This is a genomic window from Streptomyces sp. NPDC049687, from assembly GCF_044465285.1.
Lineage (GTDB): Bacteria > Actinomycetota > Actinomycetes > Streptomycetales > Streptomycetaceae > Streptomyces.
This window is the reverse complement of sequence record NZ_JBITLN010000001.1, coordinates 978,419-1,002,582: the sequence shown is the minus strand read 5'-3', so window position 1 is coordinate 1,002,582 and position 24,164 is coordinate 978,419. Positions and strand designations below refer to the sequence as shown.

General features: G+C 70.4%; 25 protein-coding genes. 16 read left to right on the top strand and 9 right to left on the bottom strand.

What is annotated here, in order from left to right; translation table 11 throughout:
- Positions 1 to 61: 61 nt before the first annotated feature.
- Entirely contained in the window at positions 62 to 514 is a 453-nt protein-coding gene (locus ACIBVL_RS04570) for a protein phosphatase (protein WP_399091584.1), read from the top strand.
- On the opposite strand, the gene ACIBVL_RS04565 is transcribed toward ACIBVL_RS04570, so the two are convergent.
- Positions 495 to 962, bottom strand: coding sequence for a GNAT family N-acetyltransferase (locus ACIBVL_RS04565; RefSeq protein ID WP_399091581.1), 468 nt, complete (start codon positions 960 to 962; stop codon positions 495 to 497). The genes ACIBVL_RS04570 and ACIBVL_RS04565 overlap by 20 nt on opposite strands.
- A gap of 151 nt (positions 963 to 1,113) precedes the next feature.
- Between ACIBVL_RS04565 and ACIBVL_RS04560 the strand changes: the two genes are divergently transcribed.
- Genes ACIBVL_RS04560 through ACIBVL_RS04530 form a run of 7 tightly spaced genes read left to right on the top strand, consistent with a single transcriptional unit; the run spans position 1,114 to position 8,532 of the window.
- A complete protein-coding gene (locus ACIBVL_RS04560; RefSeq protein ID WP_399091578.1) occupies positions 1,114 to 1,926 on the top strand; it encodes an SCO2525 family SAM-dependent methyltransferase in 813 nt (270 codons plus the stop codon).
- Between the two features lie 12 nt (positions 1,927 to 1,938).
- Entirely contained in the window at positions 1,939 to 3,801 is a 1,863-nt protein-coding gene (locus ACIBVL_RS04555) for an SCO2524 family protein (RefSeq protein ID WP_399091575.1), read from the top strand.
- 3 nt (positions 3,802 to 3,804) lie between these two features.
- Positions 3,805 to 4,725, top strand: a complete 921-nt coding sequence (locus ACIBVL_RS04550; RefSeq protein ID WP_399091572.1) for an SCO2523 family variant P-loop protein — start codon at positions 3,805 to 3,807, stop codon at positions 4,723 to 4,725.
- A complete protein-coding gene (locus ACIBVL_RS04545; protein WP_399091569.1) occupies positions 4,722 to 5,708 on the top strand; it encodes an SCO2522 family protein in 987 nt (328 codons plus the stop codon). Before ACIBVL_RS04550 ends, ACIBVL_RS04545 begins: the two co-directional genes overlap by 4 nt.
- Position 5,709: 1 nt before the next feature.
- The gene (locus ACIBVL_RS04540) at positions 5,710 to 6,678 is read left to right on the top strand and encodes an SCO2521 family protein (protein ID WP_399091566.1); all 969 of its coding nucleotides are present in this window, start codon (positions 5,710 to 5,712) and stop codon (positions 6,676 to 6,678) included.
- A gap of 43 nt (positions 6,679 to 6,721) precedes the next feature.
- Entirely contained in the window at positions 6,722 to 7,684 is a 963-nt protein-coding gene (locus tag ACIBVL_RS04535) for a hypothetical protein (protein WP_399091563.1), read from the top strand.
- Entirely contained in the window at positions 7,681 to 8,532 is an 852-nt protein-coding gene (locus ACIBVL_RS04530; RefSeq protein ID WP_399091560.1) for a DUF6879 family protein, read from the top strand. The genes ACIBVL_RS04535 and ACIBVL_RS04530 overlap by 4 nt, the downstream gene beginning before the upstream one ends.
- Positions 8,533 to 8,541: 9 nt before the next feature.
- Here ACIBVL_RS04530 and ACIBVL_RS04525 read toward each other — a convergent pair whose 3' ends face one another.
- On the bottom strand, positions 8,542 to 9,801 hold the full coding sequence (locus ACIBVL_RS04525; protein ID WP_399091557.1) for an MFS transporter: 1,260 nt from the start codon (positions 9,799 to 9,801) through the stop codon (positions 8,542 to 8,544).
- Positions 9,802 to 9,934: 133 nt separating this feature from the next.
- Here ACIBVL_RS04525 and recO point away from each other — a divergent pair, with 133 nt between their 5' ends.
- Both recO and ACIBVL_RS04515 read left to right on the top strand, forming a co-directional pair.
- Positions 9,935 to 10,681, top strand: coding sequence for a DNA repair protein RecO (recO, locus tag ACIBVL_RS04520; protein ID WP_399091554.1), 747 nt, complete (start codon positions 9,935 to 9,937; stop codon positions 10,679 to 10,681).
- Between the two features lie 37 nt (positions 10,682 to 10,718).
- Positions 10,719 to 11,555, top strand: coding sequence for an isoprenyl transferase (locus tag ACIBVL_RS04515; protein WP_399091551.1), 837 nt, complete (start codon positions 10,719 to 10,721; stop codon positions 11,553 to 11,555).
- 162 nt (positions 11,556 to 11,717) lie between these two features.
- Here the strand turns inward: ACIBVL_RS04515 and ACIBVL_RS04510 are convergent, their stop codons facing one another.
- From ACIBVL_RS04510 to ACIBVL_RS04495, 4 genes are read right to left on the bottom strand one after another with little or no spacing between them, the layout of a single operon-like run.
- A complete protein-coding gene (locus tag ACIBVL_RS04510) occupies positions 11,718 to 12,128 on the bottom strand; it encodes a Fur family transcriptional regulator (RefSeq protein ID WP_399091548.1) in 411 nt (136 codons plus the stop codon).
- A gap of 59 nt (positions 12,129 to 12,187) precedes the next feature.
- On the bottom strand, positions 12,188 to 13,090 hold the full coding sequence (locus tag ACIBVL_RS04505; protein ID WP_399091545.1) for a metal ABC transporter permease: 903 nt from the start codon (positions 13,088 to 13,090) through the stop codon (positions 12,188 to 12,190).
- Between the two features lie 10 nt (positions 13,091 to 13,100).
- Entirely contained in the window at positions 13,101 to 13,859 is a 759-nt protein-coding gene (locus ACIBVL_RS04500; RefSeq protein WP_399091542.1) for a metal ABC transporter ATP-binding protein, read from the bottom strand.
- Between the two features lie 19 nt (positions 13,860 to 13,878).
- Entirely contained in the window at positions 13,879 to 14,832 is a 954-nt protein-coding gene (locus ACIBVL_RS04495) for a metal ABC transporter substrate-binding protein (RefSeq protein ID WP_399091539.1), read from the bottom strand.
- Between the two features lie 195 nt (positions 14,833 to 15,027).
- Between ACIBVL_RS04495 and ACIBVL_RS04490 the strand changes: the two genes are divergently transcribed.
- The 6 genes from ACIBVL_RS04490 (at position 15,028) to ACIBVL_RS04465 (ending at position 21,175) form a co-directional block, all read left to right on the top strand.
- Positions 15,028 to 16,410: a glycine--tRNA ligase gene (locus ACIBVL_RS04490; protein WP_399091536.1), complete on the top strand. Its 1,383-nt coding sequence runs from the start codon at positions 15,028 to 15,030 to the stop codon at positions 16,408 to 16,410.
- Between the two features lie 199 nt (positions 16,411 to 16,609).
- Positions 16,610 to 17,560 carry a hypothetical protein gene (locus ACIBVL_RS04485; protein WP_399091533.1) on the top strand — a complete coding sequence of 317 codons (951 nt, stop codon included), beginning with the start codon at positions 16,610 to 16,612 and terminating at the stop codon, positions 17,558 to 17,560.
- Complete coding sequence (locus tag ACIBVL_RS04480; RefSeq protein WP_399091530.1) at positions 17,508 to 18,452, top strand: hypothetical protein; 945 nt, start codon at positions 17,508 to 17,510, stop codon at positions 18,450 to 18,452. Before ACIBVL_RS04485 ends, ACIBVL_RS04480 begins: the two co-directional genes overlap by 53 nt.
- 110 nt (positions 18,453 to 18,562) lie before the next feature.
- The gene (locus ACIBVL_RS04475; protein ID WP_399091527.1) at positions 18,563 to 19,585 is read left to right on the top strand and encodes an aldo/keto reductase; all 1,023 of its coding nucleotides are present in this window, start codon (positions 18,563 to 18,565) and stop codon (positions 19,583 to 19,585) included.
- 25 nt (positions 19,586 to 19,610) lie between these two features.
- The gene (locus tag ACIBVL_RS04470) at positions 19,611 to 20,222 is read left to right on the top strand and encodes a TetR family transcriptional regulator (RefSeq protein ID WP_399091524.1); all 612 of its coding nucleotides are present in this window, start codon (positions 19,611 to 19,613) and stop codon (positions 20,220 to 20,222) included.
- A gap of 50 nt (positions 20,223 to 20,272) precedes the next feature.
- On the top strand, positions 20,273 to 21,175 hold the full coding sequence (locus ACIBVL_RS04465) for a UTP--glucose-1-phosphate uridylyltransferase (protein WP_399091521.1): 903 nt from the start codon (positions 20,273 to 20,275) through the stop codon (positions 21,173 to 21,175).
- A gap of 19 nt (positions 21,176 to 21,194) precedes the next feature.
- On the opposite strand, the gene ACIBVL_RS04460 is transcribed toward ACIBVL_RS04465, so the two are convergent.
- The 3 genes from ACIBVL_RS04460 to ACIBVL_RS04450 form a co-directional block, all read right to left on the bottom strand.
- Positions 21,195 to 22,328 (bottom strand): serine hydrolase domain-containing protein, encoded by a 1,134-nt coding sequence (locus tag ACIBVL_RS04460; RefSeq protein ID WP_399091518.1) that lies wholly within the window; start codon positions 22,326 to 22,328, stop codon positions 21,195 to 21,197.
- 71 nt (positions 22,329 to 22,399) lie between these two features.
- A complete protein-coding gene (locus ACIBVL_RS04455; RefSeq protein ID WP_399091515.1) occupies positions 22,400 to 22,618 on the bottom strand; it encodes a hypothetical protein in 219 nt (72 codons plus the stop codon).
- Between the two features lie 84 nt (positions 22,619 to 22,702).
- Positions 22,703 to 24,133 (bottom strand): MFS transporter, encoded by a 1,431-nt coding sequence (locus ACIBVL_RS04450; protein WP_399091512.1) that lies wholly within the window; start codon positions 24,131 to 24,133, stop codon positions 22,703 to 22,705.
- Between the last annotated feature and the right edge of the window lie 31 nt (positions 24,134 to 24,164).

Here is a 24,164-nt window from a genome sequence, read left to right as displayed (position 1 = left end):
CCAGACCACCGGTCGGGGGGAATCGGTTGCCCGCAAGCCACGACCACGTTCCAATGAGGGGATGGACGGTGACGCGTGGGCCTGGCGGACGGGACAGCCCGGGGTGCTCGTACTGCCTTCGGGGCGGAGAGTGCGAGGACGGGGCCTGCGCATACCACTCGACCCGACGGCACCCACCCCCTCGTACGGTCTCTACCTCCTCGCCCGAAGGCCCCCCGAGGTGGCCTGGGAGGCGCGCTGGGTCCGCTGGCCCGACTTCCGCCTCCCCACGGACCGCACCGACGCCCCCGCGGCCCTCACCGAGGCATGGCGGCGGGCGGCGGACGAACGCGTCGAGATCGCCTGCGGGGGTGGCCGGGGCCGCACGGGCACCGCACTGGCCTGCCTCGCGGTACTGGACGGCGTACCTCCCGCCGAGGCGGTGTCCTTCGTCCGCCGCCACTACGACCGACGGGCGGTGGAGACGCCTTGGCAGCGGGGGTATGTGCGGCGGTTCAGAGAACCAGCGTCATGAGGAGGCGGTCTTCGCCGGGGCCGAAATGGTTCTCGCGCGGGCCCTCGGGGTCGGGCGTGAACTTCAGGAACTCGTAGAGGGCGACGGCCGGGGCGTTGCCCGGTTCGACCCAGAGCTTGACGGTGTGCGCGCCCTCGTCCCGCAGCTTCTCCAGCACTTCGGTCATCAGCCGTCGGCCCAGTCCTTTCCGCCGCTTGCCGGGCGCGACGCCCAGGCTGAAGATCCAGCTCTGTCCCCCGCTCGGCGGCGTGGCCAGCACATATCCGCACAGGATGCCGTCCTCTTTCGCCACCAGCAGATGGTCTGCGAACGTGTCCATGAACTGGCGCAGGACGGACTCGGGATACGGATCTTTGGGAAAGGCCTCACGATCGACACGGGCGAGGTCGGGCAGATCCGTGTCGTCGACGTTGTCCACGGAAACGGACAGGGGGCGAAGTGCTGGCATCGCACCAGAATTGCCCGGTGAAACGGACCGTTCAAGTCCCTGGATCAGGTGTCCGGGGACGCGTGCTGCCGTGCGCCCCCCATGCCTCCTTCACCCGAAGGAGATCGCAACGAGGAGAAGCCCGGGTACGACCGTGTTGATACCGTGGGGCATGTCTTTGGGATCACCGGGAAACCCGGCGCAGTTGAACGCAGAGGCACGGTGGGACGCCTTCGACCCCGTGGCCTACGTCCGCAAGAACTACCGCACCGTGCTCCCCGTCGACGCGGAGATCATATCGATCGTCCGCGCCCACTTCAGCGATCATTTCCGTGGATTTCCCGGCCTGCGGGTTCGGGGTATCGACGTGGGCGCCGGAGCCAATCTGTATCCGACCTTCGCCATGCTGCCCTGGTGTGACGAGATCACCTTGCTGGACCGATCCACGCCGAACCTGCACTATCTGAAGCAGCAGTTCGACCGGCACGACCACGGCTGGGACGCCTTCTGGCGGGAGCTGTGCCTGGACGACGCCTATGCCACCATGCACGGCGGGCCCTGGCAGCGGTTCGGCGATGTCGCCCGGGTCGAGCAGGGCGACATCTTCGCGCTGGTCGACCGACCGGAACAGTGGCAGCTCGGGACCATGTTCTTCGTCGCCGAATCCCTTTCCACCTCCTACGAGAGGTTCCGCAAGGGAGTGGAGTGCTTCCTGCGATCCCTCACACCGGGTGCGCCTTTCGCGGCGGCTTTCATGGAACACTCCGAGGGCTACTGGGTGGGAGAAACCCCCTTTCCCGCATGCGACGTGAGCGAATCCGACATCCGTGACAGCATCAAGGGCTACGCCGAACGCCTGCGGATCTACCGGGTCGGCGAGCCGGGGGAGGTGCGCCCCGGCTATACGTCCATGATTCTTGCTTGCGGTTTCCGCCGGGCGGGTAACTCTCGAATGGCCCTTCCGGCGGGGCGAAGCGATCTGTGAGGGGGCCACAGAATGCAGATCAAGCCGCGTCAGAACCTGTTGGAGATCTGGCAGGCTCTGGCCCGTCACTCCTTCGATGCGGGGACCTGGTCCTGGGGTGAGCTGGGCGGGCTCAGCAGCGTGACCGACGCGGAGCGGCTGCTCTGTCTTCTCTACCCGGCCACCGAAATGGAGCCGTTCCGCCTGGACGATCCCGACACCACGCAGCTCGACGTGGAAAGGGCGCTGAGGAACGCGGGCGACTCCAGGGAGCTCCCCGCGAAGCTCGTGGAGATCCTCGCCGACTTCATGGAGAAGCACCGCGGGCAGGAGGGCCCCACCTTCGTCGGTGGCCACTCCTTCGCGCCGGAGGACCCCGAGCAGGAACTTACCCGGGAACAGCGGGACGTCGGCGTCGTCGACTCCTACTCCCTGTCGATCACCGTGTGCCTGGCCACCCTCGGCTTCCTCAAGGTGTACCGGGGCAAGACGAGGCGGGTCTCCACCCTCGCCCTCATCGACCGGCTCCGGGACGAGACCAGCGCCCGGCTCACCGCCGCCATGATCAGCATGCTGCGCTCCTTCACCGTCGACGTCGTCGACAACTCCTCCGACCAGGGACAGGCGCTCACCCGGCTCCTCGGCCGCGGCCGGCTCTCCGACCGGCAGGTCCTGCAGCGCTTCCAGGACCGCTTCAAGTCGCTGCGCGCCCTCATCGCCGAGAGCGTCACTCTCGGCCTCGACGTCGACGTCACCGACGAGCTCCGCAACGAGAACCGCCTCTTCGAGTGCGGCTGGGCCTGGAGCGTGGTGGAAGGCGCCCCCGAGATCGACCTGGAGCCCAGTACGGCCCACGATGTCGGCAAGCAGCCCCAGGGCGTCGCCCGCCCGGTGCCCTATCTCTACTTCACCGTCGTCGCCCTCGACGGCATCGTCGACCTCTTCTCCGAGCGCACCCTCGTTCTCGGCCTGCTCACCGCCGAACAACAGAGGCTGGCCGAGGCGCTGCGGCTGCGCTGGGAGATCACCCAGCAGTACTGGTCCGCCATCGCCCGCTTCGACGACGCGGCCTGGCCGCTGGAGGACATCCCCTGGCGCACCACGCTCCAGCAGTTGGAGTCGGAGTACTTCTCCCTTTCCGTCGCCTCGATCCTCGTCTACGACCTGGTGCGCCGCCGCGCCACCGACGACGACCTCACCCGCACCGTCGCCGTCATGGAACGCCTTGCGGAACGCGGCCGGATCACCAGCGGCACCACTCGTGACGACCCGGCGATCGGCCTGCACAATCCCGGCGTCAGCCTGCCGCTGCTGGGCAGCGAGAAGCTCGGCCCGGCCATGAAGTGGACGATGACGGATTTCTCCGCGCACCTGCTCAAGCGGACGATCCAACTGTGCGCGCTGTCCCGGAACATCGCCTCGCAGGACCGGCTGCTGCGGCTCGCAGAGGGCATCCTCGACCACCTCTGGGCCCGCCGGATCACAGAGGGCGAGGGCGTCGGCCTGTGGGACAACGTGCACGCCGTCTACCCGGAGTGCCCCGCCCGCGAGAGCCCGTTGTCCTGGAGCATCACCGAGCGCGTCACCGAGTGCATGGTCGCCGCACACGGCCTCTACTCGCAGAACCCGATCCGCAGCCAGGAGATGTCCACGCTGGCCCAGGCGGCGCTCAGCGAGGCCGCCCACCTCTTCGGCAAGGAGCAGATGAACCAGCCGGCCCCTGCCCCGAGGAGTCCCCAGGGCGAACAGGTCAGGGCCATCGAGGCCGACCTGCGCCGCGCCCGCCAACTGCTCGACCGGCAGCCCGGCACCGCTCACTCGCTGGCCCTCGGCGTCCTCGCCCGGCTCTACGAACTCGACCGTGCACGGGGCGACTCCGGATCCCGGGGGGTATGAGCCGTGCTGGTCTTCGCCGCCTCCGACAAGGGAGGCACCGGCCGCTCCGTGACCAGTGCCAACCTCGCCTATCACCGCGCCCTCGACGGGGACGATGTCTGCTACCTGGACTTCGACTTCGGGTCACCCACCGCGGCCGCCGTCTTCGACCTGCCCGATGTCGTCTCCGAATCCGAGAGCTGCGGCCTGCACTCGTATCTGCGGGGCAGGATCGGCAAACCGCTTCGGGTCGACGTCTGGGCCCGCACCGAACACCCCGACCTGCGCAATCGGCCCGGCGGATCAGGCCGGCTGGTCCTGCTGCCCGGCGACCGCGCCGGCGGTGAGTTCGTCACCGACGAGGAGAACCTCCACCGCTGTGTCGATCTCGTCCTGAGTCTGCAACGCGAATTCGACGTCATCGTCGTCGACCTGAGCGCCGGACGCAGTTATGCGATGGACCTCGCACTCGTCGCCACCTCACCCCGCGGTGGGCTCGGTCGGCTGAAAACACGTTGGCTCGTCTATCACCGTTGGACCCGCCAGCACGTCATGGCCGCCGCCGAACTGGTGTACGGAAAGCAGGGCATTGTCCAGGCCGGTATCGCCATGGGGCACCGGCCCGACACGCTCGACGGTTCGATCCGTTTCGTCCGGGCGGCCGTACCGGATCTGGAGTCGCTCCTGTGGTCGCGGGTGTCGCCCGCGCAGTTCGCATGGATGCGGAAGTGCGACAAGGAACTCGAGGAACTCGCCGCCGGCCGTGGCATCGGCAGGACCCGCGTGCTGACCTCCATTCCGCTGGAACCCGTCCTGCAATGGCAGGAACGCCTCATCACCGACGAGGACGTGTACGACCGCGGGATCGCCGGCAACGAGACCTGGCAGGCCATGGGGGACCTGGCCCAGCGGGTCACCGACGACAAGTTCTGGGGAGAGTTGTGAACCGGCCCGCGGCCGCCTTCCGGGAGACCAGCGCCGAGCCGCGCACGGAATCCCTCCCGTTCGCCCACCTCTCCCTGGAGTTGGGCCACTTGTACATGGAGGACTTTCTCGAGGGGCCGTCCCGGCTGCGCCGCCACTTCGCCGCCGTACGGCCCTGGGCGGACGCCGCCCGGGCCGGCCTCGGCCCGCTGCACTCCGGCAAACGCCCCCGAATCAGTACCTGCTTCCTGATCGACGACTACTTCTCCCGGCTCTCCACCCCCGCCGAGTTGATACCGCCGCTCCTGGAAGCCGCCGCCGAGGCCGGACTGACCATCGACTACCTGGCCCGCGAGTCGGGATGTGCCGTGGCCGACCCCGCGTACCGGGACCAGGCCGAACCCGCGGAGTCCGTGTTGCACCGGCTGGTGGAGTCCCCGCCGCCCGGCAGCAGCGGCTTCCGCCCGCCTGTCAGCCGCACCGGCTGGCTCACCAACGGCCGGCGCGCCCCCGGTGGGCGCACCTCCGCCGCCCTGGACTCCACGGGCACGGTCTGGCAACCGCCCAGCGAGACCGGCGCCCGCGGCCACTCCGTCTTCATGGACGTCGAGCTGTGGAACGGCCCCGAGGACGACCGCACCTGGTCCTGCGCCTTCCTCGCCTCCGTATGGCAGCTGGTCCGCCTCGGACTGCTGCGCGACAACGGCCGCGCGGTGCTCACCCCCATTCCCTGGGACGACAAGGAGTTCCCGCCCGACTGGGACGCGCTGCCGCCGGTCCTGAGGCTGAACGGGACCGCGCCCCCCTTCACCGCGTACGTCACCTGCAGCGTGCTCCCCGCCCGCTTCCTGCCCGTCGAACACGCCGTACGCGTCATCCTCGACCAGGTCCATGTCGAGGCCGAGGCGCTCGCGCAGGCCGCCGAGCGGTCCGCGGGGGAGGGCTTCGCCGTGCCCACGGCGGTGGTGGACCGCACCTCGTACGTGTTCCCTCCGGGGTTGTGACATGAGCGGCCTGGGCACCACCTCGGGTCCTGTGCTCGTCTGCGGTGAGGTGCGCACCAGCCTGCTGCTCACCCGCGACGCGGTGGACGAGCGGACGGCCGTACAACTGCTGCGGCTGCGCGCCGACGAACGCGTACGGGTTTCCCGGCACCCCAACCGGTACGCCGTCTCCCCGGACGTCCTCACCGGCGTCGACTGCCGGCTGCCCACCGCCACGGGCGCCCGGAGCCGAGCGGTGGGCACGGTGACGGCCCGCGCGGTACTCACCGAGGGCCGGGTCCTGCAGTCCACCGCGTACTTCTCCGCACCCGCATCCGGCCCCGACCGGCGCCAGCCCTGGGGCTACTACCTGGTCCGGCCCGGTCGCCTGATCCCGGTCGGCCGGCTGCCCGAGAAGTCCGTCGCCGAAGGATTCCTGACTGGGCGGCAACCGGGCGTGCTGGACGTCGGATCCATCGCCGAGAGCCTGCTGGCGAGGATCTCCCGGCAGCACTGGATCCTGGACTACGACACCCCGCTCTCCACTGCCGACACCAGCCTGCGCTGGACGGCGGCAGCGGCCGCCGAAGGCGAGGAGGCGTCCCTGCTGTTCACCAAGGCGGAGGACGCTCTGCGGATCGTCGACCTGCGACTGCCGCGCGGCACCGCGCCCGCCGCGGCGGCCGGGCTCTGCGAGGACCTGGCCCTGCACGACTGGCTGCTGACGACGGTGGCGTACAAACTCGACGGACTGCGGCTCGGCTCCGAGGACGGCCGGGCCGTCCTGAAGGTACTGCGCCCGCTCGTCGACCATCTGCTGCACCTGTGGATGCCGCAGGCCCGCGCCGACCGTGCCCTGCACAGCGTCTGGGAGCAACTGGACAAGAACTCCGGCTTCAGCAGGCAGTGGAACACCCTGGCCCAGCGCATCCGCGACCAACTGGCGTTGCAAACGATTCGGTTCAGGAACGAGGTGCCGACCTCGCCCTGACCGGGCACCATCCTACGGATACCTGGCGGGGGGAGAGGCGGGCATGGACGGAGCATCGGGCACACCGGGGTCGGCCGGGACGGGAGGGGTGCGGATAGCGCCCGTCGTGCTCAAGACATTGATCACCGTCGTCGTGAGCACGGTCGCGTACGTGATCACCAACCTGGTCAACCAGTCCGGGGACGACCTGTGGAAGCTCGCGGTGTCCATCGTCATCGGCGGTTCGGCACTCATCGTGCAGTACATGGTCGACTTCGAGCAGCGGCTGACCGCGATGGAGACCGGCCAGCGCGACCGAACCCGAGAACTCCACGACCACTTCGTCCAGCTCAGTGAGGCCGCCGGGCTGCTGAGCGAGCTCGACCAGGCGGGCATGAGCACCAGTGACGCAAGGCGGCTCATCAAGAGCGCGAACCAGGTGGGGCTACAGGGCCCGGAGATCGTGAAGGCCTTCACCCGTGCTGAGATAGAGAGCCTTGCATCGGTCGTCACGGCCCTGACCGGCATGACCGCCCACTGGCAGCGGGACAACAACGAATGGCTCATCAGACTCACCGAGTGCGCCCAACGCACCATCGACGCCACGAGCAGCTCCGTGGACCGGCGCTTCTGGGACACCGACCCGGCGGGACCCTATCTGGACGCGCAGATCGAGGCGATGCGGGATCCCGGGGTGAACATCCGGCGACTCTTCATGATCAACGCCGGTGAGGAGAGCGACCCCGGCTTCTTGGCGCTCTGCCAGGGACAGCGTGATCTCGGGATCAAGGTGCGCTACATGGTCCTCTCCCCGCAGCGGCACACCCGGGCTGCGGCGCGGGACGTCGTGATCTTCGACAGCGCGGTGTACCTGGAGTTCGAGCCGGACCGGCAGCAGAGCAACCTCCAGACCAGGCTGGACGCGGATGCCCGTCGTGTCGACGGCCAGGTCAGGCGCTTCAACGACTTGTGGGAGGCCGCCATCGAGCCGAGCCCGGACCCCGCACCCCAGCCGCAGGCGCAATGAAGCCCCTGGTCGCCGTCGTGGTGGGCGGCGTCGTGTATCTGTTGGCCATTGCCCTTGGACCGTCCGGCGAGGACGGCAGCCCGCAACTCGTGCTGGCCGTACTGTGCGGCGGCATCGTGCTGATCGTGCAGTTCCTGGTCTCCTTCGTGAACCAGCTGCACGCTCTGCAGGACTCCGTGGACAAGCGGCTCGCCGACATCGGGCGGGCGACGAAGCTCTTCATCGCGGTGGAGAAGCTGCGCGGTGACGGGGTGCCCCGGCTCGCTGAGCATGCCACCCAGGTCGTCTCCATGGGACCCGAGATCCTGCGGGCGTTCGCGTACGCCGAGATCGACCGCCTGGCCGCGCAGATGAACGACTTCACCAGCCTCAGCGCGGAGTGCCCCGGCGTGAACGACGACTGGCTGATTACTCTCACACGGTGCACGAGAACGAGCATCGACGCCGTCAGCACCGCGGTCGTCGACGACGGCTTCTGGAGCACCGAACCGGCCGGCCGCTATCTGACGGCCCAGCGCCAGGCGATCACCGAACGCGGGATCACGGTCAGGCGGCTGTTCATCGTCAAGCGCCCCGAGGAGTCCGCCGCCCTCGCCCCGGTCTGCGCCGAGCAGCGGGACCTGGGCATCGACGTCCGGGTGGTCGCCCTGGAGGAACTCCTGCCCCACTCACGCCGCGGCGGGATGATCGACTTCGTTGTCTTCGACGAAGCGCTGTCCTACGAGATCCGCGCCGACCAGCTCAGCGTGAACTCCTTGACCACGATCAACGCCCGCGCGGCCGAGGTCGAACCCCTGGTCCGCCGGTTCAACCTGCTGTGGAACGAGGCCGACCCGGGGGCAGTCTGAGCGCCCAGGTCAAGAAGCTTCGGCTGCCTCAGCGGTCTCCTTGGCCGTCACCGGAGTCTCCCCCCTCCCCCCAACCCCCACCAACAGCAAAGGCGTAACCAACAGCGCCACCCCCGCCGCCGCGAGGGCGGTGCGGGGGTCGGTGAGGGTTGCCAGGGTGCCCCAGAGGGCTGTGATCGTGGCGGTGGTCGCCCGGCCGGCGACCGTCCAGGCCGAGAGGGTACGGGCCACCCGGTCCGTCGGGGTCAGCTCCAGGCGGGTCGTGGCGAGGACGGGGTTGTAGATGCCCACGCAGGTGATCAGGCCGAACTCCACGGCCATCACCAGCGCCAGTCCGCCCGCGCCGGGTCCTACGAACGCCAGCCCGAGCGGCCAGCAGACGCGCAGGATTCCCGTCGTCAGCAGGACGCGGCGGCGGCCGTGGCGGGCGACCAGCCGGGGGGCGAGCCGGGAGCCGAGCAGGCCGCCCAGGCAGGGCATCGCGAAGACGGTCGTGTACTGCCAGGGCTCGAAGTGCAGCGGGCCCAGCATCAGCACGGTCAGCGGCGGCGAGCCGGCCATGATCAGGGCGTTGACCAGGACCGTGTTGAGGAACAGGGGACGCAGACCGCGGTGGGTGAGCAGATGGCGCCAGCCCGCGAGCAGGGCTCCGGCGGTCAGTCGGCCCGTGGAGTCCTTCCGAGCCGGATCCGGCTCCGGGCCGGCGATCGCACGCAATCCCAGTGCCGACAGCAGATAGCTGATCCCGTCCGCCGCGACCGTCACGACCGGGCCGAACAGTCCCATCAACGCCGCGCCGAGCGGCGGCCCGAGCATCGTGGACGTCCACGTCGTCGACTCGAACCGGCCGTTCGCCGCAAGCAGGTTCTCCGGCGGCACCAGCGCCTTCAGGAAGGCCCCGCTCGCCGACGTGAAGGAGATGTCCGCCACCGCGACGACCACCGACACCAGCAGCAGCTGTGCCAGGGAGAGGACGCCGAGCACGTAGGCCGCGGGGACGCTCAGCATGGCCCCGCACCGGATCAGGTCCGCGGCGATCATCACCGGCCGCTTCCGGCGGAACTCCACCCACGGCCCGAGCGGCACCGCGAGCACGGCCCCCACCGCGGGCCCCACGGCCGCCAGCGCCGCCACCTCCGACGGCCCCGCGTGCAGTTCCAGTACGGCGATCAGGGGAAACGCGCTGAAGGCCACCCAGGTTCCGACGCTGCTGACGGTGTACGCCGACCACAACCACCCGAAATCGCGCCCCAGCGCCTGCCGCACCACCCGGCGGATCCTAACGGCCCGGGCACAGCACCCCCGCCGCGTAGGCGAGAATGGGCCGCATGAGCCTGTTCCGCGACGACGGCATCGTGCCGCGCACCCAGAACCCGGGTGAACGGTTCCGGGGCGGTGTGCGATGAGTCTCTTCAGGGATGACGGAGTCGTCCTGCGGACCCAGAAGCTCGGTGAGGCCGACCGGATCATCACCCTCCTCACCCGCGGGCACGGGCGGGTGCGGGCCGTGGCACGCGGGGTGCGGCGGACGAAGTCGAAGTTCGGGGCGCGGCTCGAGCCCTTCTCCCATGTCGACGTGCAGTTCTTCGCCCGGGGGAGCGAGCTGGTCGGACGCGGTCTGCCGCTGTGTACGCAGAGCGAGACCATCGCGCCCTACGGCGGCGGCATCGTGACCGACTACGCGCGCTACACCGCCGGGACGGCCATGCTGGAGACCGCCGAGCGGTTCACCGACCACGAGGGCGAGCCGGCCGTGCAGCAGTACCTGCTGCTCGTCGGGGCGCTCAGGACCCTGGCCCGGGGCGAGCACGCGCCCCACCTGGTCCTCGACGCCTTCCTGCTGCGATCCCTCGCCGTCAACGGCTACGCCCCCAGCTTCGAGGCCTGCGCGAAGTGCGGCATGCCCGGGCCGAACCGGTTCTTCTCGGTCGCCTCCGGCGGCAGCGTCTGCGCCGACTGCCGGGTGCCCGGCAGCGTCGTACCCTCGCCCCAGACCCTGGTGCTGCTGGGCGCGCTGCTCACGGGAGACTGGGAGACCGCGGACGCGTGCGAGCCGCGGTACGTCCGGGAGGGGAGCGGGCTGGTCTCCGCCTACCTGCACTGGCATCTGGAGCGCGGCCTGCGCTCCCTTCGGTACGTAGAGAAATAAGCCGCGAGAAACAAGGGCAAGAGGAGAGACGAGACACATGGTCGTACGCGGGTTCCTGGGGCGGCAGCGTCGGGAGTACAAGGCACCTGAGCCGCATCCCTCCGGCGCCCGCGCGCCGAAGCTCCCCGGCGAACTGGTTCCCGAGCATGTGGCGATCGTCATGGACGGCAACGGGCGCTGGGCCAAGCGGCGCGGCCTGCCCCGGACCGAGGGGCACAAGGTCGGTGCCGAGCGGGTGCTGGACGTGCTGCAGGGCGGGATCGAGATCGGCGTGAAGAACATCTCGCTGTACGCCTTCTCCACCGAGAACTGGAAGCGCTCGCCCGACGAGGTCCGCTTCCTGATGAACTTCAACCGCGACTTCATCCGCAAGACCCGCGACACCCTCGACGAACTCGGCATCCGTGTGCGCTGGGTGGGCCGGATGCCCAAGCTGTGGAAGTCGGTCGCCAAGGAGCTCCAGGTCGCCCAGGAGCAGACCAAGGACAACGACCGCCTCACCCTGTACTTCTGCATGAACTACGGCGGACGTGCCGAGATCGCCGACGCCGCGCAGGCCCTCGCCGAGGACGTGAAGGCGGGCCGGCTCGACCCCGCCAAGATCACCGAGAAGACCCTCGCGAAGTACCTGTACTACCCGGACATGCCGGACGTGGACCTGTTCCTGCGCCCCAGCGGCGAGCAGCGCACCTCCAACTACCTGATCTGGCAGAGCGCGTACGCCGAGATGGTCTTCCAGGACGTGCTGTGGCCGGACTTCGACCGGCGTGACCTGTGGCGGGCGTGCGTCGAGTTCGCCTCGCGGGACCGCCGCTTCGGCGGGGCCATCCCGAACGAGGAACTGCTGGCGATGGAGGGCAGGCCGACCACCTGACCGGCCACCTCGCATCCGTCGGGGGTTCACGGAGGTCATCGACGATCCGGACATGAGACCGCGCGGGACCCCCGCCCTCACCCTGGCCGTGTGCGCCCTGCTGGGCCGGCCCCGCCCGCGCGGCCGCGGAACAACCGGGCGAGGGGCACGGCGGGCAGCGGCTCAGCCCGTGGCGCAGTCCGCGCAGGTGCCGAAGATCTCCACGGTGTGCGCCACATTGACGTACCCGTGCTCCGCCGCGATCGCCTCCGCCCACTTCTCCACGGCGGGCCCCTCCACCTCGACCGCCTTGCCGCAGGTGCGGCAGACCAGGTGATGGTGGTGGTCGCCGCTGGAGCAGCGGCGGTAGACGGACTCGCCGTCGGAGGTGCGCAGGACGTCGACCTCGCCGGCGTCGGCGAGGGACTGGAGGGTGCGGTACACCGTGGTCAGACCGACCGAGTCGCCCTTGTGCTTGAGCATGTCGTGCAGTTCCTGCGCGCTGCGGAACTCGTCGACCTCGTCCAGTGCCGCCGCCACGGCGGCGCGCTGCCGGGTGGCGCGGCCCTTCACGGGCGGTCCAGCGGTCGTCACCGTTGCCTCCTCACGTCTGCGGCTTGCCGGGCCATTGTGCCAGCCCGGGCTGTGCGCGGTCAGACGCCGATCCCATCCCCGGCCCCCCGGCCGGCCGGAATCGCGCACTCGGCCGGGTCCCCGGCGGGCCGGGCGGCGGCTGCCGCACGGGCGCGGCGCCGGGCCAGCGGGGCGGTCAGCGCGCTCAGCGTGAGGAACGCGGCGATGGTCAACAGCACGATCGTCGCGCCGGGCGGGACGTCCTGGTAGTACGAGGTCACCGTGCCGCTGATCGTCACCGTCACACCGATCGCCACCGCGATCGCGAAGGTGGCGGCGAAGCTCCGGCTCAGCTGCTGGGCGGCCGCCACCGGCACCACCATCAGCGCGCTCACCAGCAGCAGGCCCACCACGCGCATCGCGACGGTCACCGTCACCGCCGCCGTGACCGCGGTGAGGAGGTTCAGGGCGCGGACCGGCAGGCCCGTCACCCTCGCGAACTCCTCGTCCTGGCTGACCGCGAAGAGCTGGCGGCGCAGGCCGACGGTGACCAGCACCACGAGGGCCGCGAGGAGGCAGATCGCCGTCACGTCCGAGTCCGACACCGTCGACAGGGACCCGAAGAGGTACGACGTGAGGTTCGCGTTCGACCCGGTCGGCGCGAGGTTGATGAACATCACGCCGCCGGCCATACCGCCGTAGAAGAGCATGGCGAGGGCGATGTCGCCGCGGGTCCTGCCGTACCAGCGGATGAGTTCCATCAGCACCGCGCCGAGCACCGAGACCGCCGTCGCCATCCAGACCGGGGACGCGGAGAGCAGGAAGCCGAGGCCGACGCCGGTCATCGCGACGTGGCCGATGCCGTCGCCCATCAACGCCTGGCGGCGCTGGACCAGATAGATGCCCACGGCGGGGGCCGTGATGCCGACCAGGACGGCGGCGAGCAGCGCCCGCTGCATGAAGGCGTAGTCGAGGAAGTCCATTACCAGCCCATCAGTTCAGCAGGCCCGTGCGCATCGGCTCGTGCTCGTGCGGGTGTACGTGGTCGTGGCCGGGCAGGGCGTGCTGGCCGACCGCCCGCGGGGGCGGGCCGTCGTGGAGCACACAGCCGTCGCGCAGGACGACCGCCCGGTCGATCAGAGGCTCCAGCGGGCCCAGCTCGTGCAGGACGAGCAGGACGGTCGTACCTGCCGCGACCTGTTCCTTCAGCGTCTGCGCCAGGACCTCCTGGCTCGCCAGGTCCACCCCCGCCATCGGCTCGTCCATGATCAGCAGTTCCGGCTCGGAGGCGAGGGCGCGGGCGATCAGCACCCGCTGGTGCTGGCCGCCGGAGAGCGCGTCGACGTTGTCCTTCGCCCGGTCCGTCATGCCCACGAGGTCCAGGGCACGCCGTACGGCCTCCCGGTCGGCCTTGCGGAAGACGCCGAAGCGGGTGCGGGAGAGGCGGCCCGAGGAGACGACCTCCGTGACTGTGGCCGGGACGCCGCCGGCGGCTGTCGTGCGCTGGGGGACGTAGCCGATGCGGGCCCACTCGCGGAATCGGCGCTGCGGGGTGCCGAACAGCTCGATCTCACCCGAGCCGATCGCCACCTGGCCGATGATGCCGCGTACGGCCGTCGACTTGCCGGAGCCGTTGGCGCCGAGCAGGGCGACGACCTCTCCGCGGCGCACGGTGAGGTCGATGCCGCGCAGGACGGGGCGCGAGCCCAGGTCGGCGCGGACTCCGCGCAGGGATATGACGGGCTCGGTCATGCCGCTCTCCGATCGCAGGTCACTTGGCTCCCAGGGCCGTCTGCAGCGCCTTGAGGTTGGCCCTCTGGACCGAGAAGTAGTTGTTGCCCCGGGACTTGTCCGTGATGCCCTCGATCGGGTCGAGGACGTCCGTCTTCAGTCCGGCGTCCGAGGCGATGGTCTTCGCGGTCTTGTCGCTGACGAGCGTCTCGTAGAACACGGTGGTGACGCCGTCGGCCTTGGCCATCTTCTCAAGCTCCTTCACCCGGGCGGCGCTGGGCTCCGACTCGGGGTCGAGGCCGTTGATGGCCTCCTCGGTCAGGCCGTAGCGCTCGGCGAGGTAGCCGAAGGCGGCGTGGGTGGTGATGAAGACCTTGGTCCTGGTGTCGGCGAGCCCGGTCTTGAACTCGGTGTCGAGGCCGTCGAGCTTCTTCACCAGGGCCGCGGTGTTGGTCTTGTAGTCGGCCGCGTGATCCGGGTCGGCCTTCTCGAAGGCCTTGCCGACGCCCTCGGCGACCTGGGCGTAGCGCACCGGGTCGAGCCAGATGTGGGGGTCGAGGCCGGACAGCTCGTCGTTCTCGGAGTCGTCGTGGGAGGCCGCGTGGCCGCCGACCTCGTTGCCGTGCTTCTCCAGCGTGGTGAGGGAGCCGGCGTCGATCTTCGTCTTGATCTCGGACTGGGCCACGGCCTGGTCGACGGAGGGCTGGAGGTTCTTGAGGTAGAGCACCGCGTCGGACTCCTGGAGCCGCGCGGTCTGCTGGGCGCTGATCTCCAGGTCGTGCGGCTCCTGGCCGGGCTCGGTCAGGCTGGTGACGTGCACATGGCCCCCGCCTATCTGCTCGGCGAGGAAGGCCATCGGGTAGAACGACGCGACGACGTCGAACTTGTCCGTGTTGGCCGCGGCGCTGTCGGAGGAGCAGGCGGTGAGGGTGCCGAAGCCGAGGGCGGTGACCGCCGCGAGGGCGGTGCCCGGTATGAGTCGTCGCACGTTCATGACAGTCATTTTCAACTAATATGGAAACCGTTGTCAACAAGCTTCCGGAAAGAGGCCGGCAGGGCCCGTGGGGGCGACGGTCCCGGCCTCGGGAACGGGATCCGATTTGGTCGTGGGGGAGCCCCCGCCGGTACCCTGAATCATTCGCTGGAAGCATCTCGCTTCGTCGTCCGTCGTCGTTATGAAGAGAGCACCGTGGCCGCCGACAAGATCGACACCATCGTCAGCCTGAGCAAGCGCCGTGGCTTCGTATTCCCGTGCAGTGAGATCTACGGCGGTCAGAAGGCCGCCTGGGACTACGGACCGCTGGGTGTCGAGCTCAAGGAGAACCTGAAGCGCCAGTGGTGGCGCTACATGGTGACGTCGCGCGAGGACGTGGTCGGCATCGACTCGTCCGTGATCCTGGCCCCCGAGGTCTGGGTCGCCTCCGGTCACGTCGCCACCTTCTCCGACCCGCTGACCGAGTGCACCTCCTGCCACAAGCGGTTCCGCGCGGACCACCTGGAAGAGGCGTACGAGGCCAAGCACCACCGCGCGCCGGAGAACGGCCTGGCGGACGTGAACTGCCCCAACTGCGGCAACAAGGGCCAGTTCACCGAGCCCAAGCAGTTCTCGGGTCTGCTCTCCACCCACCTCGGCCCCACGCAGGACACCGGCTCCATCGCCTACCTGCGCCCCGAGACCGCCCAGGGCATCTTCACCAACTTCGCCCAGGTGCAGACCACTTCGCGCCGCAAGCCGCCGTTCGGCATCGCGCAGATGGGCAAGTCCTTCCGCAACGAGATCACGCCCGGCAACTTCATCTTCCGCACCCGCGAGTTCGAGCAGATGGAGATGGAGTTCTTCGTCAAGCCGGGCGAGGACGAGAAGTGGCAGGAGTACTGGATGGAGCAGCGCTGGAACTGGTACACCGGCCTGGGCCTGCGCGAGGAGAACATGCGGTGGTACGACCACCCGAAGGAGAAGCTCTCCCACTACTCGAAGCGCACCGCTGACATCGAGTACCGCTTCCAGTTCGGCGGCAACGAGTGGGGCGAGCTGGAGGGCGTCGCCAACCGCACCGACTTCGACCTCTCCGCGCACGCCAAGGCCTCCGGCCAGGACCTCTCCTACTTCGACCAGGAGGCCCAGGAGCGCTGGACCCCCTACGTCATCGAGCCCGCGGCCGGTGTCGGCCGCGCGATGCTGGCCTTCCTCCTCGACGCCTACATCGAGGACGAGGCGCCGAACGCCAAGGGCAAGCTGGAGAAGCGCACCGTCCTGCGCCTCGACCACCGCCTGGCCCCGGTGAAGGTCGCCGTGCTTCCCCTTTCGCGGAACCCGGAGCTGTCGCCCAAGGCCAAGGGCCTCGCCGCCGCCCTGCGCCAGCACTGGAACATCGAGTTCGACGACGCCGGTGCCATCGGCCGCCGCTACCGCCGTCAGGACGAGATCGGTACGCCGTACTGCGTGACGGTCGACTTCGACACCCTCGAGGACAACGCGGTGACCGTCCGCGAGCGTGACTCGATGAAGCAGGAGCGCGTGTCCCTCGACCAGATCGAGAGCTACCTGGCGGGTCGCCTGATCGGCGCCTAGGTGTATTGATCACGAGCGTCGTCCGCCCGGAGGGCCGGGCAGGCGGGACTTTCACCACACGCCCTAGCCGCTCACGGCACCCGGAGCAGTGAGGAGGCCGGCCCCGACGGGGGATTGACGTCGGGGCCGGCCTCACGCTGTTCAGGCGCTTGGAGCAGTCCAGCGGGAAGGGTGCGAGAGATGACCATATTCTCCAGACATGCCACCTTCGCGTGCCCGCCTCAGCGTCATGGCGGCGGTCCTCGGTGTCGTGGCGGTGCTCGGGATCGTATGGCTGGTCAGATCCGCCACCGTCGACAGCGGGACGTCCGCCGACCATGACGCGACCGGCTCCGTCGGCACGCGGACCGGCAGCGGTACGCACGACGACGGAACGACCGCGTCCGGCACCGCCTCCGGCAACGGCACGTCGGGCGGCGGCACGTCGACCGGCGGCGAGACGGCCGGCGACGGCGAGAGGAACGACGGCGGGAGGAATGACGGCGAGACGGGCGGCGACGGCGAGACCACCGACGGCGGCCGGCGCTCCCTGCACGTGAACGGCCTGCACCTCGACGGCGACCGGGGTGGTGAGGGCTGTCTCACCGTCATCAACAAGACGGGCATGACCGGAACCGTCGACAGCGTCTCCTTCGCCGTGAAGTCGGGGCCGCAGGGTGCGGCGGTCCGGTCCGACGACGGCGCGCACTGCTCGGGCGACTACCACCCCGAGGACGATCCCAACGACCGGCCGCCGCCGCCCTGCCGTGCCGTCCGGCTGCCCCCGAGCGGGCGGTGCCTGGCGGGGGTGGTCCCGGCGGCGGGCGCCAAGCCGGGCGCGTACGACGTCGAGGCGTGGGTGCATGTCCGCTATCTGTGCGACGACCCGGAAAACTCCCCCTGCAGCGAGATCCACTGGGGTGCTCGGCCGCCGACGAGGCAGGACCCGGTGTTGGTCATCAGTGACACCAAGTGCAACGTCCCGCAGCCGTCGCTGGACGTCGGGCCGTCGCGGGACGCGCCCCCCGAGCCCGAACCGGACGACTCGCCGGCCCCGGATTCCCCGCCAGAGCCGGACAGCTCTCCTTCCCCTCCCTCCCCTCCTTCCCCGGAGAACGATGACGGACGAGGACCCGCCGCCGACCCCACCTGCCTCACCGGCGGCGGCTGACCCGGCCCCCGCTCAGCAACCCGTCTCCGTCCGGATCCGGCAGTTCGCGGAGGCGGTGGGGCCGACCACGCTGGTGACCGCGCTGCTCTTCTACTTCGGCTACATCGCCACCCGCGCGCGGTACGAGTACTTCGGCGTCCCCGTGGACATGACCGGCCGTTCCAACCAGGACCTCATGCTGGACGGCCTGGAGGTGATCTACGTTCCGGCGGTCATCCTCTTCCTCGCCGCCCTGGCGCTCGTCGGCATCCACGCCCTCGTCCTGTGGGTGCTGTCCCGCGACTCGGGAGAGGGCGGCCCCGCCGCCAGTACCAGCGCGTTCGTCGCGTACGGCTTCCTGCTCATCGGCGTCCTGCTGACCGCGCAGGCGCTCATCGGGGTCTTCACACCGAACTACGAGACCAGCGTGCGGATCGGCATCGTGCCGGTGTCGCTGGCCTTCGGACCCGCGGCGGTGGCGTACGGCGTCTGGATCTACGGCCGGCAGCGCGGACATCCGCTGCTGTCGGAGCGCCTGGCCCGCAACGGCGCGATGTTCGCGATCCTGCTGTGCGTGGCCGGGCTGTTCTGGGCGTCGACGCAGCTGGCGTGGGCGTACGGCCAAGGCCGGGGCGAGGAGGACGTGGAGCGGCTCGCGGACCGCCCCGAGGTCGTCGTCGACACCAGGGTGCCGCTGAACGGTCTGCCCACCGGCGTGACCGAGACACGGGTGGGCGCGGCGGGGCAGACGGCGGGGGCGTACCGCTACCGGTACCAGGGCTTCCGGCTGCTGCTGGCTTCCGGCGGGCGGCTGTTCCTGGTCACTGCGGACTGGGAGAAGGGCCGGGACCAGACGGTCGTCCTTCCGTACAAGAACGACATCAGGGTGCAGCTCGTGCCCCACGGCGACTGACAGAGGGCGGCCCGCGAAGCGCGGCCGGGGGACCGGGGCGACGGCTCGCGGCTGACAAATATTGACTGACAGATATTGAAATCTGTCAGCCATCCTGTGAAGCTGGGTGCATGACCACGCACTCGACGATGCAAACCCGCCCGCTCGGCACCACCGGCCCCCGCGTCTCGGCCCTCGGCCTCGGCTGCATGGGCATGACCGCGCTGTACGGCCACGCGGACCGGGCCGAGTCGATCGCCACCATCCACGCCGCACTGGAGGCCGGTGTCACGCTGCTCGACACCGGCGACTTCTACGGCATGGGCAGCAACGAGCTGCTGATCGGCGAGGCCCTGCGCACCGCGCCCGCCGCGCGCCGCGAACAGGCGCTGACCAGCGTGAAATTCGGCGCGCTGCGCGGCCCCGACGGCTCCTGGGCGGGCTACGACGGCCGCCCCGCCGCCGTGAAGAACTTCGCCGCCTACTCCCTCCAGCGCCTCGGCGCCGACCACATCGACGTCTACCGCATCGCCCGCCTCGACCCGGACGTCCCCGTGGAGGAGACGGTCGGCGCGATCGCCGAACTCGTCGAGCAGGGGTACGTCCGCCACATCGGCCTCAGCGAGGTCGGCGCCGAGACCATCCGCAGGGCCGCCGCGACCGCGCCGATCGCCGACCTCCAGATCGAGTACTCGCTGATCTCCCGGGGCGTCGAGAAGTCGATCCTGCCCACCACCCGTGAGCTGGGCATCTCCATCACCGCGTACGGAGTCCTCGGCCGGGGCCTGATCTCCGGCCACTTCACCGCCGACCGGCGGCTCGCCGCCGACGACTTCCGGGCCCACTCGCCCCGCTTCCAGGGCGAGAACCTCCGGCACAACCTCGACCTGGTCGAGGCGCTCCGCAAGATCGCCGAGCAGAAGGGCGTCTCCGTCGCCCGGATCGCGATCGCCTGGGTGCTGGCCCGGGGCGAGGACATCGTCCCGCTGGTCGGCGCCCGCACCCGGGAGCGGCTCGCGGAGTCGCTGGGCGCCCTGGACGTCGTACTCGACGCGGCGGACCTCGCGGCGATCGAGGAGGCCGTCCCGGCCGACGCGGCGGCGGGCGACCGTTACGCCGCGGCTGCCATGGAGCGCCTCGACAGCGAGCGCTGAAACCCCCTCCAGGTACGGTCTGAGCATGGCACCGCAGACCTCCGAGACCCTGACCGCCGAGCGGATCCTCGAAGCGACCGAGGAGGTGCTGCGGCGCCACGGTCCGGCCAAGGCCACCGTGGTGGACGTGGCCCGCGCGCTCGGCGTCAGCCACGGCAGCGTCTACCGCCACTTCCGTACGAAGGCGGCGCTGCGCGAGGCGGTCACGAAACGCTGGCTGGACCGCACGTCGGAGGCGCTCGCCGGCATCGCCGCCGACACGGCTCGCGACCCGGGGACCCGGCTGCGCGACTGGCTCGCCGCCCTCTTCGAGGCCAAGCGGCGCAAGGCGGGCGACGACCCCGAGCTGTTCGCCACCTACATGGTGCTGTCCGAGGAGAGCGGCGAGGTGGTCGGCGAGCATCTCGCCGACCTGACCGGTCAGCTCACGCGGATCATCGAGGCGGGGGCCGGGGCCGGGGCCTTCACCGCCCCCGACCCGGCGACCGAGGCCCGCGCCGTCTTCCAGGCCACCGGCCGCTTCCACGACCCCGGCTACTTCGAGGTGTGGGAGCGGCCCGAGGCCGACGCCGACTTCACGGCGCTGGTGGACCTGCTGCTGAGGGGACTGCGGGCGGGCCGGCGGGCCGCGGACTAAAGTGTGCGGCCCGACCGTGAGACGACCGAGACAGAACCCGGAGAGACCTGATGCCCCCGACGATCCGCAGGGCCGTGATCCCGGCCGCCGGGCTCGGTTCCCGTCTGCTGCCGCTGACCAAGGCGACGCCGAAGGAGATGCTCCCGGTCGGGGACAAGCCGGTGATCGAGCACACCGTGCGCGAACTGGTGGACTCCGGCATCACCGACATCACCATCGTCGTCTCCGGTGGCAAGTCACTCATCCAGGACCACTTCCGCCCCAACCCCGCCCTGGTCGACCAACTGCGCGCCGACGGCAAGCAGGCCTACGCGGACGCCGTCGAGGAGATCGCCGAGCTGGCCCGCAAGGGCCACATCACCTACCTCGACCAGCGCGGCCCGTACGGCAACGGCACGCCCGTGCTGAACGCCGCACGCTCCTTCGGCGACGAGCCGGTGCTGGTCCTGTGGCCCGACGACGTGTTCGTGGCGGAGGTGCCCCGGGCCCAGCAGCTGGTCCGCGCCTACGAGCGGACCGGCTGCCCCGTGCTCGCCCTCATGCCGATGGACCCCGCCGACTCCCAGCGCTACGGCGTCCCCGTCGTCAAGGAGGACCTCGGCGGCGGCACCCTCCGCATCACCGGCCTGGTCGAGAAGCCCGACCCCGCCACGGCCCCGTCCTCCTTCGCGGCCATCGGCGGCTATGTCATCACCCCCGGTATCGTCGACGAACTCCGCGAGCAGACCCGCCGCTGGTACGAGCACCGCACCGGCGAGATCTACCTCACCGACGCGATCAACGCCTACGCGGCCACCCGGGCGGTCTACGGCCAGGTCATCCAGGGCCGCTGGTACGACACCGGCAACCCCGCCGACTACCTGGTCGCCCAAATGGCCCACGCCCTGGCCCACCCGGAATACGGACCGCTGCTGCGGGGCCTCGTCAGCGACCTCGGCGCCGACGAAGCCTAGGGGGTCCACCGGGCAGGCCTCAGACGCCCGCCGCACACCGCCAGAAGTCCCGCATCAGCGGAGTCGGCGTCGGGTTCTCCATCGCCACCTGCGTCAGCAGAATCGTCACCGCGCCCGTGGCCGGGACGACGTGTGCCGTGGTGCCCGTCCCGCCGACCCAGCCGTACCGCCCGGGTGCGTTCCACGGATCCAGGGGAGCGACGTCGACCTGGCCGCCGTACCCCCACCCCTGGCCCTCCAGGAACAGCGCCCCCCGTTCCCGCTGCGGGATGCTCAAGTGGTTGCTCGTCATGCGGCTCACCGAGGTCGGTGAGAGAAGCCCACCGCCCCCGTTCAGCAACAGCCGCCCGAACGCCAGCCAGTCGTCGGCCGTCGACACCAGGCCCCCGCCCCCCGAGGGAAACGCCGGAACCCCGCTCCACTGCCCGTCCGGCCCGTCGGCGAGCTCCAGCGCGCCGAAGCCGTCGGGACGGTACGCGGTGGTGAAGCGGTCCCGTTTCTCCTTCGGCACCTCGAACGCCGTGTCCTTCATGCCCAGCGGCTCGAACAGCCGCTCCGCCAGGAAGTCGGGCAAGGCGCGGCCCGACGCCCGCGCGATCAGGATGCCCTGCAGGTCGGACGCCGTGCCGTACAGCCATGCCGCTCCCGGCTGGTACAGCAACGGCACCCGGGCCAGATCAGTCAGCCAGGTGTCCGGGTCGGGGTACGCCTGCGGGGCGCGGCCGTCCTTCTGCACGGTGAACAGGGCCCGGACCGCCGGGAGGGCGAAGTCGGAGGGGAAACCCCAGCCGGGGCGGGAGGTCAGCAGATCCTCGACCGTGATCGGGCGGGACGCCGGGACGACGTCGTCCACGGGACCGGACGGCGTACGGACCACGACCGGATCCGACAGCTCCGGCAGCCACTCGGATATCGGGGATTCCAGACCCACCACCCCCTCCTCCACCAGCAACAGCAGCGCCGCGGCGGTGAGCGGTTTGGTGATGGAGGCGATGCGGAAGAGGGAGTCCCGGGCCATCGGGGCCGATCCGTCGGCGTCCACGGAACCGACGGTCACCACCTCCACCTCGTCGCCGCGGGCCACCAGACCCACCGCTCCCGGCACCGTGCCGTCGTCCACGTACCGTCGCAGGGTCTTGTACAGAGCGCTCATGCCGCGGGCCTTCCGGTGCGGGTCGTCCTGTCGTCAGCCACGACACCTACGACTCCCCGCGCGCCCGGAACTCATCGCTGCTGCGCGCCCCCCGACGGATCCACCGTCGCCTGGTGGGCCTCGGCCAGGTGCTCGGCCGCCTTCAGCCAGGGCAGGAACTGCGCGCCCTTGCGCCAGCCGCAGGTGTCACAGGTGATGGTGCGCTGCACACCCGCGCGCCGCACCTGGACGACGTGTTCACGTCCGTGCTGGTCCCAGCGGGTCACCTTGCTCGTGTTGATCTGCAGCATGACGCCTCCCGCAGGGAGTGTGCAGCAAGACCAACATCAACGGGGGATCGGGGGCCGCTGCTTGACCAACCTGTTTCCCTGCCGCTAACCGATCCGCCGCGGCAGCCGCAGACTCAGCAGCCCCGTCACCACCACCCCGCCCACCTGCACGACCAGCGTCGTCAGCAGCGCGTCCCGCATGCCCAACCCCGGCACCAGGGAGAGGAAGAGGGTACCGAGAGTGGCCACACCCAGGGCCAGGGAGGCCTGTTGGGTGGTCACCATCATCCCGCTGCCGACCCCCGCCCGGGCAGGCGGCACCTCGGACATCACGATCCGCATGACCACGGGCAGTTGGAAGGCCTGGCCGGCGCCGGCGATCGCCGCGCCCGGCAGCAGTTCGGCGAAGCCCACGTCGGGCCAGTCGGCGCGGACCGTCAGGACGATCAGCAGGATGCCGATGCCCTGCAGCACCGACCCCGCCGTCACCACCCGCGACCCGAACCGGGCCACCAGCCGGGGACCGGCGAGCGAGGCCGCGAAGAAGGCGAGGGCCATGGGGGCGAGAGCCAGACCGGCCGGGACCGGGCCCAGGCCCGCCCCGCGCTGCAGGGCCACCGCCAGCACGAACATGAACCCGCTGAAGCCCACGGCCAGCGGCGCCATGATCGTCAGACCGCGCCGGAGCGTGGTGAGCGCGAAAAGGCTCGGCGGGACCAGGGGCGTACGGCCGCGTCGGTCGGCCCGGCGTTCGACGACGTAGAACGCCGCCGCGACCAGCGGGAAGGCGGCCAGGGACAGCCAGGTCCACAGGGGCCAGCCCGCCGCGCGGCCCTCGGTGAGGGGGGCCAGCAGTGCCAGCATGGCCGCGGCGAGGAGAACCGTGCCGGGGCCGTCCACCGGCTCCGGGTGCTGCGAGCGGGTCTCGGGGACCGTACGGACGGCGAGGACCAGGCCCACGACCACGACGGGGACGTTCACCAGGAACACCGAACGCCACCCCGTGCCGGCGATGTCCGCCGCCACCAGGACACCGCCCAGGATCTGGCCCGCCACCATGGACAGCCCGGCCGTGGCGCCGTACAGGCTCATCGCCTTGGCCCGGCGCGGTCCCTCCGTGGACGACTGGATGGTCGCGAGGACCTGCGGGACCATGACGGCGGCCGAGGCGCCCTGGGCGACCCGTGCCGCGACCAGCGACCAGGCGCCGGGCGCTAGCCCGCAGACCAGCGAGGTCAGGCCGAAGGCGGCCATACCGCCGAGGAAGAGCCGGCGCCGGCCGAACAGGTCGCCCAGCCGCCCGCCGAGGACGAGGAGGACGGCGTACGCGACCCCGTACCCGGCGACGACGAGTTCCAGGACGGACTCGCTCGCGTCGAGGTCCCGGCCGATGGTGGGCAGGGCGACATTGACGATGAAGAAGTCGATGAGGGGCAGCGCCGCGCCGAGCAGCACGGTGAACAGCCCGAAGGACGTGAGCGCCGTCTTCGGTGCGCGGGCGCCCAGGAGAGGCTGGGTGGTGGTTGTCTGAGTCACTCTGTTGAGGCTGCACCGCGCCCCAGACGGG